The sequence below is a fragment of the Neisseria viridiae genome (assembly GCF_962747995.1).
Classification (GTDB): Bacteria; Pseudomonadota; Gammaproteobacteria; order Burkholderiales; family Neisseriaceae; genus Neisseria; species Neisseria viridiae.
On the sequence record NZ_CAUJAJ010000025.1, the window covers coordinates 1 to 13,654 of the forward strand.

General features: G+C 53.8%; 12 protein-coding genes. 8 read left to right on the forward strand and 4 right to left on the reverse strand.

Features of this window, described 5'->3' with window-relative positions:
- The 3 genes from Q9J79_RS09890 to Q9J79_RS09900 form a co-directional block, all read left to right on the forward strand.
- A partial coding sequence (locus Q9J79_RS09890; RefSeq protein WP_439652307.1) for a hypothetical protein occupies positions 1–218 on the forward strand: 218 nt, incomplete at its 5' end.
- 140 nt (positions 219–358) lie between these two features.
- Positions 359–1,480, forward strand: coding sequence for a molecular chaperone DnaJ (gene dnaJ / locus Q9J79_RS09895; protein WP_301911806.1), 1,122 nt, complete (start codon positions 359–361; stop codon positions 1,478–1,480).
- Positions 1,481–1,675: 195 nt separating this feature from the next.
- Positions 1,676–3,694 carry an OPT family oligopeptide transporter gene (locus Q9J79_RS09900; RefSeq protein WP_301911807.1) on the forward strand — a complete coding sequence of 673 codons (2,019 nt, stop codon included), beginning with the start codon at positions 1,676–1,678 and terminating at the stop codon, positions 3,692–3,694.
- A gap of 43 nt (positions 3,695–3,737) precedes the next feature.
- On the opposite strand, the gene rfbC is transcribed toward Q9J79_RS09900, so the two are convergent.
- The 4 genes from rfbC to galE form a co-directional block, all read right to left on the reverse strand.
- Positions 3,738–4,295, reverse strand: a complete 558-nt coding sequence (gene rfbC, locus Q9J79_RS09905; protein ID WP_301911808.1) for a dTDP-4-dehydrorhamnose 3,5-epimerase — start codon at positions 4,293–4,295, stop codon at positions 3,738–3,740.
- Between the two features lie 44 nt (positions 4,296–4,339).
- Entirely contained in the window at positions 4,340–5,206 is an 867-nt protein-coding gene (rfbA, locus tag Q9J79_RS09910) for a glucose-1-phosphate thymidylyltransferase RfbA (protein WP_301911809.1), read from the reverse strand.
- Positions 5,207–5,597: 391 nt separating this feature from the next.
- Entirely contained in the window at positions 5,598–6,638 is a 1,041-nt protein-coding gene (gene rfbB, locus Q9J79_RS09915; RefSeq protein ID WP_301911810.1) for a dTDP-glucose 4,6-dehydratase, read from the reverse strand.
- Complete coding sequence (gene galE / locus Q9J79_RS09920; protein WP_301911811.1) at positions 6,639–7,655, reverse strand: UDP-glucose 4-epimerase GalE; 1,017 nt, start codon at positions 7,653–7,655, stop codon at positions 6,639–6,641.
- A 248-nt stretch (positions 7,656–7,903) separates the two neighbouring features.
- Between galE and Q9J79_RS09925 the strand changes: the two genes are divergently transcribed.
- The 5 genes from Q9J79_RS09925 to Q9J79_RS09945 all read left to right on the forward strand — a co-directional run bounded on the left by Q9J79_RS09925 (position 7,904) and on the right by Q9J79_RS09945 (position 13,418).
- Positions 7,904–10,177 (forward strand): Tex family protein, encoded by a 2,274-nt coding sequence (locus Q9J79_RS09925; RefSeq protein ID WP_301911812.1) that lies wholly within the window; start codon positions 7,904–7,906, stop codon positions 10,175–10,177.
- Between the two features lie 188 nt (positions 10,178–10,365).
- Positions 10,366–10,707 carry a hypothetical protein gene (locus Q9J79_RS09930; protein WP_301911813.1) on the forward strand — a complete coding sequence of 114 codons (342 nt, stop codon included), beginning with the start codon at positions 10,366–10,368 and terminating at the stop codon, positions 10,705–10,707.
- Between the two features lie 173 nt (positions 10,708–10,880).
- Positions 10,881–12,095, forward strand: a complete 1,215-nt coding sequence (gene gltS / locus Q9J79_RS09935) for a sodium/glutamate symporter (protein ID WP_301911814.1) — start codon at positions 10,881–10,883, stop codon at positions 12,093–12,095.
- A 98-nt stretch (positions 12,096–12,193) separates the two neighbouring features.
- Positions 12,194–13,210 (forward strand): lysozyme inhibitor LprI family protein, encoded by a 1,017-nt coding sequence (locus tag Q9J79_RS09940; RefSeq protein ID WP_301911815.1) that lies wholly within the window; start codon positions 12,194–12,196, stop codon positions 13,208–13,210.
- A 10-nt stretch (positions 13,211–13,220) separates the two neighbouring features.
- On the forward strand, positions 13,221–13,418 hold the full coding sequence (locus Q9J79_RS09945) for a hypothetical protein (RefSeq protein ID WP_013448186.1): 198 nt from the start codon (positions 13,221–13,223) through the stop codon (positions 13,416–13,418).
- The last annotated feature ends 236 nt before the right edge of the window (positions 13,419–13,654 follow it).

The window sequence follows — 13,654 nt, forward strand, 5'->3', positions numbered from 1 at the left end:
GGGAACCTGTAAAGGAAGGGGCATCGGCTGCCGCCGGTGCTTTTTTGTTTTTTGTTTGGAAGGGAAATGGCTGGAGAAAGACCTGCGCTATATCGGGGAATGAATCGATGCAAAGGAAATGCCGTCTGAATATGCGTTCGGGCGGCGTTTTTATAACAAAAATACTTCATGGCGGTTGGTTTTATACCTGTCTAAGTTTTTGTGTCGTGCATACCTGAAGATTTCAGACGGCATCGGTTTATGCCGTCTGAAAAGTGTATTCCGTTTCAGTTTGTAAGCTATGGCAGTCTGTTTGTCTTGTGTTTTGCGCAATTGCCCTTATTTTAAGCCGTGATTTTATTTTGAATTAGATGAAAAAATGAGTAATCAAGATTTTTATGCGACGCTGGGTGTGGCAAGAACAGCTACCGATGATGAGATTAAAAAAGCCTACCGTAAATTGGCGATGAAATACCATCCCGACCGTAATCCTGACAATAAAGAGGCGGAAGAGAAGTTTAAAGAAGTACAAAAGGCGTATGAAACTTTGTCCGACAAGGAAAAGCGCGCTATGTACGACCAATACGGTCATGCGGCGTTTGAAGGCGGCGGACAGGGGGGCTTCGGAGGGTTTGGCGGATTTGGCGGTGCGCAGGGTTTTGACTTTGGGGATATTTTCAGCCAAATGTTTGGAGGCGGTTCGGGGCGCGCCCAGCCTGATTATCAGGGCGAGGACGTTCAAGTCGGTATCGAAATCACGCTTGAAGAAGCCGCAAAAGGTGTGAAGAAACGCATCAATATTCCGACTTATGAAGCGTGTGATGTCTGTAACGGCAGCGGCGCGAAACCGGGGACATCCCCGGAAACCTGCCCGACTTGCAAAGGTTCGGGTGCGGTGCACATCCAGCAGGCGATTTTCCGTATGCAGCAGACTTGTCCGACCTGCCACGGTGCGGGCAAACACATTAAAGAACCTTGCGTCAAATGCCGTGGCGCGGGGCGGAATAAGGCGGTCAAGACGGTGGAAGTCAATATTCCCGCCGGTATCGATGACGGGCAGCGTATCCGTTTGAGCGGCGAAGGCGGGCCGGGTACGCACGGTGCGCCTGCCGGCGACCTGTATGTAACCGTCCGCATTCGGGCGCATAAGATTTTCCAACGCGACGGTCTGGATTTGCATTGCGAACTGCCGATTAGTTTTGCCACGGCTGCTTTGGGCGGTGAGTTGGAAGTACCGACGTTGGACGGCAAGGTTAAGCTTACTATTCCCAAAGAAACCCAAACCGGCAGGAGGATGCGCGTGAAGGGTAAGGGTGTCAAATCTTTACGCAGCAGCGCGACCGGTGATTTGTACTGCCATATTGTTGTCGAAACACCTGTCAATTTGACCGACCGTCAAAAAGAGCTTTTGGAAGAGTTTGAGCGGATTTCTACCGGCTTGGAAAACCAAACGCCGCGCAAGAAATCGTTTTTAGACAAGCTGCGTGATTTGTTTGATTGATTTTAAGGTTCGGAAACAAGCAGCCGTATCGGGTAATATCCCTGATACGGCTGTTTTTGTTTGTTTGGAAATAGTTTTTATTTTCAAGGAAGTATGGTGTAGGTTAGGATAGCTGTTTTTAACTGTTCTTTTTAAAACTTGACATTATGACATATTGCCAACAATATGCGGGAGTCTGTTGTCAAAGGAAGAATAATGAATAAATCTTTATCCGGTTCGGTAGAAGAATACCGCGAACTGACGCTCCGAGGCATGATACTCGGTGCATTGATCACTGTAATTTTTACTGCGTCCAACGTTTACCTCGGTTTGAAAGTCGGGCTGACTTTTGCATCGTCGATTCCCGCAGCAGTGATCTCGATGGCGGTTTTAAAGTTTTTCAAAGGTAGCAATATTTTGGAAAACAACATGGTGCAGACCCAAGCCTCGGCTGCGGGTACGCTTTCAACCATCATCTTCGTCCTGCCCGGTTTGTTGATGGCGGGCTACTGGAGCGGTTTCCCGTTCTGGCAGACGACGCTTTTATGTATTGCCGGCGGGATTTTGGGGGTGATTTTCACCATTCCGCTGCGTTACGCGATGGTGGTGAAAAGCGATTTGCCTTATCCGGAAGGTGTGGCGGCTGCTGAAATTTTGAAAGTGGGCGGTCATGAAGAAGGGGATGACCGTCAGGGCGGCAGCGGTATCAAAGAGCTGGCGGCCGGCGGCGCGTTGGCAGGATTGATGAGCTTTTGCGCCGGAGGTCTGCGCGTGATTGCCGACAGTGCGAGTTATTGGTTTAAAAGCGGTACGGCAATTTTCCAACTGCCGATGGGCTTTTCACTGGCATTGTTGGGCGCGGGCTATTTGGTCGGACTGACGGGCGGTATCGCCATCCTGTTGGGCATTTCGATTGCTTGGGGCATTGCCGTGCCGTATTTCTCCTCACACATTCCGCAACCTTCCGATATGGAAATGGCGGCGTTTGCGATGAAGCTGTGGAAGGAAAAAGTGCGTTTTATCGGTGCGGGGACTATCGGTATCGCAGCGGTTTGGACGCTTTTGATGCTGCTCAAGCCGATGGTGGAAGGCATGAAGATGTCGTTCAAGAGTTTTGGCGGCGGCGCGCCTGCTGCGGAACGCGCTGAACAGGATTTGTCGCCTAAAGCCATGATTTTCTGGGTATTGTCTATGATGTTTATTCTAGGTGTGTCGTTTTACCACTTTATCGGCGATTCGCACATTACGGGCGGCATGGCGTGGCTTTTAGTGGTCGTTTGCACGCTTTTGGCTTCCATCATCGGCTTTTTGGTCGCCGCCGCCTGCGGTTATATGGCGGGTTTGGTCGGCTCGTCTTCCAGCCCGATTTCCGGCGTGGGCATCGTTTCCATTGTTATCATTTCGCTGGTTTTATTGGTTGTGGGCGAATCAGGCGGTTTGATGGCGGATGAAGCCAACCGCAAATTCTTACTGGCGTTGACGCTTTTCTGCGGCTCGGCAGTAATCTGCGTGGCTTCGATTTCCAATGACAACCTGCAAGACTTGAAAACCGGCTACCTGCTCAAAGCAACGCCTTGGCGGCAGCAAGTCGCCCTGATTATCGGCTGTATCGTCGGTGCGCTGGTTATTTCGCCCGTGTTGGAACTGCTTTACGAAGCCTACGGCTTTACCGGCGCAATGCCGCGCGAAGGCATGGATGCGGCGCAGGCTTTGGCTGCCCCTCAAGCGACTTTGATGACGACCATCGCGTCGGGCATTTTCGCCCACAACCTTGAATGGGTCTACATCTTTACCGGCATCGCGATTGGCGCGGTATTAATCGTCGTCGATTTGGTGTTGAAAAAATCATCAGGCGGTAAACTTGCCCTGCCCGTCCTTGCGGTCGGTATGGGTATTTATCTGCCGCCGTCCGTCAATATGCCCATCGTGGCAGGCGCGGTGTTGGCGGCGGTTCTGAAACACATCATCGGTAAAAAAGCGGAAAACCGTGAAGGCCGTCTGAAAAACGCCGAGCGCATCGGAACCTTGTTCTCCGCCGGCCTGATTGTCGGTGAAAGCCTGATTGGTGTGATTATGGCGTTTATTATTGCCTTCTCCGTGACCAACGGCGGCTCGGACGCGCCGCTTGCGTTGAATCTGCAAAACTGGGATGCCGCCGCCTCATGGTTGGGCTTGGCGTTCTTCGTTACCGGGATGTTTTTCTTTGCACAGCGCGTACTGAAGGCGGGTAGGTAGGCTGTCGGAAAAAATGCCGTCTGAAACGTTCAGACGGCATTTTTTATCGGGAAAGCGTAAGGCGGAGCTTTTCAGCTTGCGCCCATGCTTTACCGGCAAGATCTTTGGGCGACAGCAGCGGCTCGGTTTGAAGCGGCCAGCCTATGCCTATTGCCGGGTCGTTCCATATTAAAACCTGTTCGGCTTCCGGCTTGTAATAGTCCGTGCATTTGTAGGTAAGTTCGGCCGTGTCGCTCAAAACGTAAAAACCGTGTGCGAAGCCTTCGGGTATCCAAAGCTGGTATTGGTTTTGCGCCGACAGGGTTGCGCCTGCCCATTTGCCGAAAGTCGGCGAACCTTCGCGCATATCGACGGCCACGTCGAACACTTCGCCGACAACTACGCGTACGAGTTTGCCTTGTGTGTTTTCGGTTTGGTAGTGTAGGCCGCGCAATACGCCTTTGCTGGATTTGGAGTGGTTTTCCTGCACGAAAGTTCGATCGGCAATATTTTCTTTGAACCACCCGTCGCGGAAGGTTTCCATAAAAAAGCCGCGCCCGTCTTTGAAGACTTGCGGTTTTAAAATTTTTACGTCGGGGAGGGCGGTGTCGATGATGTTCATGATTTTCTCTGTATGCCGTCTGAAGAAAGTGGTTCAGACGGCATTTATTTGCCGATCAGGCGCAGCAGGTATTGCCCGTAGGCGGTTTTTTCCAAAGGCTTTGCGCGTGTTTCCACATCTTTTTTCTCCAGCCAGCCGTTGCGCCAGGCGATTTCTTCGAGGCAGGCGATGTGCAGGTTTTGGATGTTTTGCACGGTTTGGACGAAGGAAGCCGCCTCGTGCAGGCTTTCGTGCGTGCCGGTGTCCAGCCACGCGAAACCGCGTCCTAAGATTTGGACGGAGAGCGAGCCGTCTTCCAAATACATTTGGTTGAGGTCGGAAATTTCCAATTCACCGCGTGCAGACGGTTTGAGCTGTTTGGCGAACTCGACGGCGCGGTTGTCGTAGAAGTACAAGCCGGTTACCGCCCAATCGGATTTGGGCTGTTGCGGTTTCTCTTCGATAGACAGGGCGTTGAAGTTTTCGTCAAATTCGACGACGCCGAAACGCTCGGGGTCTTTGACCTGATAAGCAAACACGGTTGCGCCGTGTTTTTTTGCCGCCGCCTGCCGCAATGTTTGCGTAAACGACTGACCGTAAAAAATATTGTCGCCCAAAATCAGACAGACGTTGCCGTTGCCGATAAATTCTTCGCCGATGATAAATGCCTGCGCCAAACCGTCCGGACCGGGTTGCACGGCATAACTGATGGAAATGCCGAAATCGCTGCCGTCGCCGAGCAGGCGTTTGAAAGAGGCGTTGTCTTCGGGCGCGGTAATCACCAAAATATCGCGGATTCCCGCCAGCATTAAAACCGACAAGGGGTAATAAATCATCGGTTTGTCGTACACGGGCAGGAGCTGTTTGGATACGCCGCGCGTAATCGGATATAGGCGTGTGCCGCTGCCGCCGGCAAGAATGATGCCTTTCATCGTATTTCCTTTTCGGTTGAAACCCCGCCCTTTAGGGCGGTAGAATCAGACTTTATTTGGGAGGGGGTAACCCCTTCCAAATCAGGACGGCACATAGGGCGACGCTTTATGTGCCGTCCTGTGTGTTGAAACATCTTTTCTTTCTTCCTTTGCGATGGGTTTTCAGACGGTATTGCGTCGGGATGTCGTCTGAAAACTATAGTGGATTAACAAAAACCAGTACGGCGTTGCCTCGCCTCAGCTCAAAGAGAATGATTCTCTAAGGTGCTGAAGCACCAAGTGAATCGGTTCCGTACTGTTTGTACTGTCTGCGGCTTCGTCGCCTTGTCCTGATTTTTGTTAATCCACTATATTTGCCCGTGCCTAAGCGTTCCGGACGGCAGTTGCCGTTTTATGCGTTTTGCCACCAGGTTTTGTTGTCCAAATACCATTGCACTGTTTTGCGGAGGCCGGACTCGAAGGTTTCCAAAGGCTGCCAGCCCAAATCCCGCCTGATTTTCGCCGCATCGACGGCGTAGCGGACATCGTGGCCGGGACGGTCTTGTACGAAAGTAATCAAATCTTCATAACGCGCCACGCCGGCCGGTTTGTCGGGGGCAAGTTCTTCCAAGAGGGCGCAGATGGTTTTGACGACTTCAATATTGGCTTTTTCATTGTGGCCGCCGATATTGTAGGTCTCGCCGACAACACCCTCGGTAACAACCTGATACAGCGCGCGCGCGTGGTCTTCGACAAACAGCCAGTCGCGGATTTGCATACCGTCGCCGTAAACTGGCAGCGGTTTGCCGTCAAGCGCGTTCAGAATCATTAAAGGAATGAGTTTTTCGGGGAATTGTCGGAGGCCGTAATTATTGGAACAGTTGCTGACAATGGCGGGCAGCCCGTAAGTCCGCTGCCACGCGCGGACAAGGTGGTCGCTGGACGCTTTAGAAGCAGAGTAGGGGCTGGACGGCGCGTAGGGTGTGGTTTCGGTGAACAAATCGTCTGTGCCGTGCAAATCGCCATAGACTTCATCGGTAGAAATATGGTGGAAACGGAAGGCTTCGCGCTGTTCAGACGGCATTTGCTGCCAATAGGCTCGGGCCGCTTCAAGCAGATTGAATGTGCCGACGATATTGGTTTGGATAAACTCGCCTGCCGAACCGATGGCGCGGTCGACGTGGCTTTCCGCAGCCAAGTGCATCACGGCATCAGGCTGGTGTTGTGCGAATACGCGGTCGAGTTCGGCGCGGTCGCAAATGTCCACTTGCTCAAAAGCGTAGCGGGGATTATCGGCAATGTCGGTCAGCGATTCGAGATTGCCCGCGTAGGTCAGTTTGTCGAGGTTGACGACGGAATCTTGGGTGTTTTGGATAATATGACGGACAACGGCAGAACCGATAAAGCCCGCGCCGCCGGTAACGAGGATGGTTTTTTTGTTTGCGGTTTGCATTTAATCCCCGTATCCGTTGGGGTTGCGGCTGACCCAACGCCACGAATCCTCCATCATTTGCGCAAGGCTGCGTTTGGTTTCCCAACCTGTCTCTTGTTTGGTATGGGACGGGTCGGCAAAGGAACAAGCGAGGTCGCCGACACGACGGGGTTGGATTCGGTAAGGAATGCGCAAACCGGATGCGGCTTCAAAGGCACGGATGATTTCCAAAACGGAATAGGCGCGCCCCGAACCCAAGTTGAACAAATGTACGCCGACAACGCCGCCTTTCGCCTTCATTGCCGCGATATGCCCTTCTGCCAAATCCATCACATGAATATAGTCGCGCATTCCCGTACCGTCGGGGGTTGGATAATCGCCGCCGAATACCGACAGTTGCGGCAGCCTGCCCGAAGCCACTTGGCAGATATAGGGCAAAAGGTTGTTGGGAATACCGTTGGGCTGTTCGCCGATCAAGCCGCTTTCGTGCGCGCCGATCGGGTTGAAATAGCGCAACAAAATCACGCTCCAACGCGGATCGGCCTTTTGGATGTCGGTTAACATCCGTTCCACCATCGCTTTGGACGCACCGTAAGGATTAGCGGTATCGCCCGGGCGCATATCTTCCGTATAGGGGACTTTTTCCGCATCGCCGTAAACGGTTGCCGACGAGCTGAATACGATTTTGAACACGCCCGCGCGCGCCATTTCTTCCGCCAGCACCAAGCTGCCGTAAACATTGTTGCCGTAATATTTCATCGGCTCGGAAACGCTTTCCCCCACTGCCTTCAAACCGGCAAAATGGATGACGGATTCGATTTCGTGTTCCGAAAAAATCTGCCTCAAAATCTGACGGTCGCGGATGTCGCCCTGATAAAACGGTATGTTTCTGCCGGTAATTTGCCGAAGGCGCGGGAGGACGGCGGCAGACGAGTTGCACAGGTTGTCCAGAATCACGGCATCGTAACCGGATTGGACGAGCGAGACGGCGGTGTGCGAACCGATGAAGCCGGTGCCGCCTGTAATCAGGACGGTCATAAACATTCCTTTCAGATTGTATCGGGCAAAGTATATCAGTATTATCTTCATCGTATTTCCTTTTCGGTTGAAACCCCGCCCTTTAGGGCGGTAGGATCAGACTTTATTTGAGAGGGACGTAACCCCTTCTAAATCAGGACAACACATAGGGTGGTGCTTTATGTGTCGTTCTGTGTGTTGAAACATCTTTTCCAAACGATTACCCACATTGCGCCGTCGGCTGTTCAGACGGCATACGGAGGCAATTTATGAACATCACCCGAATCCTCTCCCAAGAACTCTCCGCCACTACCGCGCAAATCAATGCTGCTATCGAGCTTTTGGACGACGGCGCGACCGTCCCCTTTATCGCGCGTTACCGTAAAGAAGCCACGGGCGGGCTGGACGATACGCAGCTGCGACAGCTTGCCGAGCGGCTGCAATACCTGCGCGAGTTGGAAGAGCGCAAAGCCGTTGTGTTAAAAAGCATTGAAGAGCAAGGCAAGCTTTCAGACGACCTCAGGGCGCAAATCGAAGCCGCCGACAACAAAACCGCGCTGGAAGACCTGTATCTGCCCTACAAGCCCAAACGCCGCACCAAGGCACAAATCGCGCGCGAACACGGGTTACAGCCGCTGGCGGACGTGTTGCTTGCCGAGCAGCCGCTGGACGTGGAAGCCGCCGCACAAGGCTACCTGAACGAAAACGTCCCCGACACCAAAGCCGCGTTGGACGGCGCGCGCGCGATTCTGATGGAGCAGTTTGCCGAAGACGCGGAACTCATCGGCACGCTGCGCGATAAGCTGTGGAACGAAGCCGAAATCCACGCGCAAGTCGTTGAAGGCAAAGAAACCGAAGGCGAAAAATTCAGCGATTATTTCGACCACCGCGAACCTATTCGTGCGATGCCCAGCCATCGTGCGCTAGCGGTTTTGCGCGGCCGCAACGAAGGCGTGTTGAACATCGCGCTCAAATATCAGCCTGACGACACGCCGATTACCCGGCAAAACGAATACGAACAAATCATCGCCCGCCGCTTCAAGGTTTCAGACGGCCACAAATGGCTGCGCGACACCGTGCGCCTGACTTGGCGCGCAAAAATCTTTTTGTCGTTGGAACTTGAAGCCCTAAATCGTTTGAAAGAAGCCGCCGACACCGACGCGATTACCGTGTTCGCCCGCAATCTCAAAGATTTGCTGCTCGCCGCGCCTGCCGGACGGCTGTCCACTTTGGGTCTCGACCCCGGCTACCGCAACGGCGTGAAATGCGCCGTGGTGGACGACACGGGCAAGCTGCTGGATACGGTCATCGTCTATTTGCATCAAGAAAACAATATGTTGGCAACGCTGTCGCGCCTGATTAAGCAGCACGGCGTGAAACTCATCGCCATCGGCAACGGCACCGCCAGCCGCGAAACCGACAAAATCGCGGGCGAACTGGTGCGCGGAATGCCGGAAATGGGGCTGCACAAAATCGTCGTTTCCGAAGCCGGCGCGTCGATTTATTCCGCGTCCGAACTGGCGGCGCGCGAGTTTCCCGACTTGGACGTTTCCCTGCGCGGCGCGGTGTCCATCGCCCGCAGGCTGCAAGACCCGCTTGCCGAGTTGGTCAAAATCGACCCCAAATCCATCGGTGTGGGCCAGTATCAACACGACGTGAACCAAAGCCAGCTCGCCAAATCGCTGGACGCGGTGGTCGAAGACTGCGTGAACGCTGTCGGTGTGGACGTGAACACCGCCTCCGCCCCGCTCTTGGCGCGGATTTCCGGCTTGAATCAAACCCTTGCCCAAAATATCGTCGCCTACCGCGATGAAAACGGCGCATTCGACAGCCGCAAAAAATTGCTGAAAGTACCGCGCTTGGGCGAAAAAACCTTCGAGCAGGCGGCGGGCTTTTTGCGGATTAACGGCGGCAAAGAGCCGCTGGACGCGAGCGCCGTCCATCCCGAAGCCTATCCCGTCGTCGCCAAAATGCTGGCTCAACAAGGCATTACCGCCGCCGAACTCATCGGCAACCGCGAGCGCGTGAAGCAAATCAAAGCGTCCGACTTCACCGACGAACGCTTCGGCCTGCCGACGATTTTGGACATCCTGTCCGAGCTGGAAAAACCCGGCCGCGACCCGCGCGGCGAGTTTCAGACGGCCTCATTCGCCGAAGGTATCCACGAAATCAGCGACTTGCAAGTCGGTATGATTTTAGAGGGCGTGGTTTCCAACGTCGCCAACTTCGGCGCGTTCGTGGACATCGGCGTCCATCAGGACGGCTTGGTGCACATCTCCGCCCTGTCCAATAAGTTCGTCCAAGACCCGCGCGACGTGGTGAAAGCCGGCGACGTGGTGAAAGTGAAAGTGCTGGAAGTCGATGCCGCTAGAAAACGCATCGCGCTGACCATGCGGTTGGATGACGAACCGGGCGGCGCAAAACATAAAATGCCGTCTGAAAACCGCAGCCGCGAACGGCTGGCCGGCCGCAAACCCCAACGCAACGACCGCGCCCCGGCCAATTCGGCAATGGCGGATGCGTTTGCGAAGCTGAAGCGGTAAAAAGAAGGGCGGGCTTCCGGCCCGCCGTTTTTATATTGGATTTGAAATAGGGCTATTTTAAAAGCGGAGCTCATAAGCACCCGATTTACGCTTTTCAGACGGCATTTTGCGGTGTTGTGGCATGGATATGCAGACAGGCGTATAGTTTCGGTATGATTAAATCGTTATATAAAGAAGGAGTCCGAACCATGAAGAAATTGATGTTTGCCGCGCTGGTGTCCTGTTTTTCGGTTTCTGCGTTTGCTGCCTGTGCCGACAGCCAGCAGCAGTGTGTAATCTATAAAAACGGCAATGTCGCGGCAGAGGGCGGCTGTACGGTCAGCAAGTGCCAAAGTGCCGATGCGCAAGTGTTGAAATGGAAGCTGAAAAACGGCAAAGGCGTAACTGTGGAAATCGGAAAAAACGGCAAGGTTTCGGTGAACAAAAAACCGGGTGCGAAAGCGTCCAACAGCAACGCGGCAGGTATGGGTTTGACGTGTTATGCCGCCGATGCGGACAAGCGCGAGCAGTTCTGTTCGACCAATTATTGAACAGGTGCAAAATGCCCGATGCCGTCTGAAAGCCGTTCAGACGGCATTTTGTTTGTAAAAATAGTTGTAAAAAACGGCAATTCTTTGACAAGCCTTAACTGTTCCCCTAATATCTTCGCGCCTGCGCCCCTTCGGGCGGACATAAAGAAAAACATTTTAGGAGGTCAAACGATATGGAATGGGCGTTTAACAGTTATTACACCTTGATTGCCGCCACTTTGGTTTTGTTGGTCGGCAAGGTTTTGGTTAAGAAAATCAAATTCTTGCGTGATTTTAACATCCCCGAGCCTGTGGCGGGCGGGCTGATTGCCGCGATTATCCTGTTTGCGCTGCACGAAGTGTACGGTGTGAGCTTCAAATTTGAAAAACCGCTGCAAGATGCGTTTATGCTGATTTTCTTCACGTCCATCGGCTTGAGCGCGGATTTTTCCCGTTTAAAGGCGGGCGGTTTGCCGCTGGTGGTTTTTACCGCGATTGTGGGTGGATTTATCTTGGTGCAAAACTTTGTCGGGGTCGGACTGGCTACGGCTTTGGGTTTGGATCCGCTGATCGGCCTGATTACCGGCTCGATTACGTTGACGGGCGGACACGGCACGGCGGGTGCCTGGGGGCCGGATTTTGAAACCAAATACGGCTTGGTCGGCGCAACCGGCTTGGGTATGGCTTCTGCAACCTTCGGGCTGGTGTTCGGCGGCCTGATTGGTGGGCCGGTTGCGCGCCGCTTGATCAACAAAATGGGACGCAAGCCGGTTGAAAATAATAAACAGGCTCAGGACGACAATGCGGACGACGTGTTCGAGCAGGCAAAACGCACCCGCCTAATTACGGCCGAATCTGCCGTTGAAACGCTTGCCATGTTTGCCGCGTGTCTGGCGTTTGCCGAGATTATGGACGGCTTCGACAAAGAATACCTGTTCGACCTGCCCAAATTCGTGTGGTGTCTGTTTGGCGGCGTGGTCATCCGCAACATCCTCACCGCCGCATTCAAGGTCAATATGTTCGACCGCGCCATCGATGTGTTCGGCAATGCTTCGCTTTCGCTTTTCTTGGCAATGGCGTTGCTGAACCTGAAACTGTGGGAGCTGACCGGTTTGGCGGGTCCTGTAACCGTCATCCTTGCCGTACAAACCGTGGTGATGGTTTTGTACGCGACTTTTGTTACCTATGTCTTTATGGGGCGCGACTATGATGCAGCGGTGTTGGCTGCCGGCCATTGCGGTTTCGGCTTGGGTGCAACGCCGACGGCGGTGGCAAATATGCAGTCCATCACTCATACTTTCGGCGCGTCGCATAAGGCGTTTTTGATTGTGCCTATGGTCGGCGCGTTCTTCGTCGATTTGATTAATGCCGCGGTTCTCACCGGCTTTGTGAATTTCTTTAAAGGCTGATTTTCCGCCTTTCCGACAAAGCACCTGCAAGGTTTACCGCCTGCAGGTGCTTTTGCTATGATAGCCGCCGTCGGTCTGCACCGTTTGGAAGGAACATCATGTATCGGAAACTCATTGCGCTGCCGTTTGCCCTGCTGCTTGCCGCGTGCGGCAGGGAAGAACCGCCCAAGGCGTTGGAATGCGCCAACCCCGCCGTGTTGCAGGACATACGCGGCAGTATTCAGGAAACGCTCACGCAGGAAGCGCGTTCTTTCGCGCGCGAAGACGGCAGGCAGTTTGTCGATGCCGACAAAATTATCGCCGCCGCCTACGGTTTGGCGTTTTACTTGGAACACGCTTCGGAAACGCAGGAAGGCGGGCGCACGTTCTGTATCGCCGATTTGAACATTACCGTGCCGTCTGAAACGCTTGCCGATGCCGAGGCAAACAGCCCCCTGCTGTACGGCGAAACGTCTCTGGCAGACATCGTGCGGCAGAAGACGGGCGGCAATGTCGGGTTTGAAGACGGCGTATTGACGGCAGCCGTCCGCTTCCTGCCCGCCAAAGACGGTCAGACGGCATTTATCGACAACACGGTCGGTATGGCGGCGCAAACGCTGTCTGCCGCGTTGCTGCCTTACGGCGTGAAGAGCATCGTGATGATAGACGGCAAGGCGGTGAAAAAAGAAGACGCGGTCAGGATTTTGAGCGGCAAAGCCCGTGAAGAAGAACCGTCCAAACCCACGCCCGAAGACATTTTGGAACACAATGCCGCAGGCGGCGATGCGGGCGTACCCCAAGCCGCAGAAGGCGCGCCCGAACCCGAAATCCTGCATCCCGACGACGGCGAACGCGCCGATACCGTTACCGTTTCACGGGGCGAAGTGGAAGAGGCGCGCGTGCAAAACCAACGCGCGGAATCCGAAATTACCAAACTTTGGGACAAACTCGATACCGACGTGCAAAAAGGGCTGGTCGGCGAACAACGCAAGTGGGCGCAGGAAAAAATCAGCAACTGCCGACAAGCCGCCGCGCAGGCAGACGGGAAAGAATACGCCGAATACCTCAAGCTGCAATGCGACACGCGGATGACGCGCGAACGGATACAGTATCTTCGAGGCTATTCCATCGATTAGGGGCAAACCGATGAATACCGTCCCCAAAAGCAGGATTCCCGTCAAACCGCTGCCCGAAAAAACCACAGCCGAAGCCAAAGTCGAAAAATGGCGGCAGCTCGGTGCGGAACACGGTTTGTCGGGCGAATGGGCAGTTGCCGCCAGATTGGGCGAAAACGGTTTTACCGAAGAACAGATGGAAAACATCGCCAACCTGTTCGGCAGATAAAGGGAAAATTGACGGAAATGCCGTCTGAAACCCTGTTGTCGGTTTCAGACGGCATTTTGACCAATACGGTACGCAGGCGCAAAACAGCCGTCTTTTCGAAAAAAGCACCGCCCTAAAGGGCGGGATTTCAACCGGAAAGGAAATACGATAAAATCGGCAATTTGCCGTAAAGTTAAAAAGTTCCATCCATATCGAGGAGACATTATGCATCACCCCCCCCCCCCCCCCCAAATAAA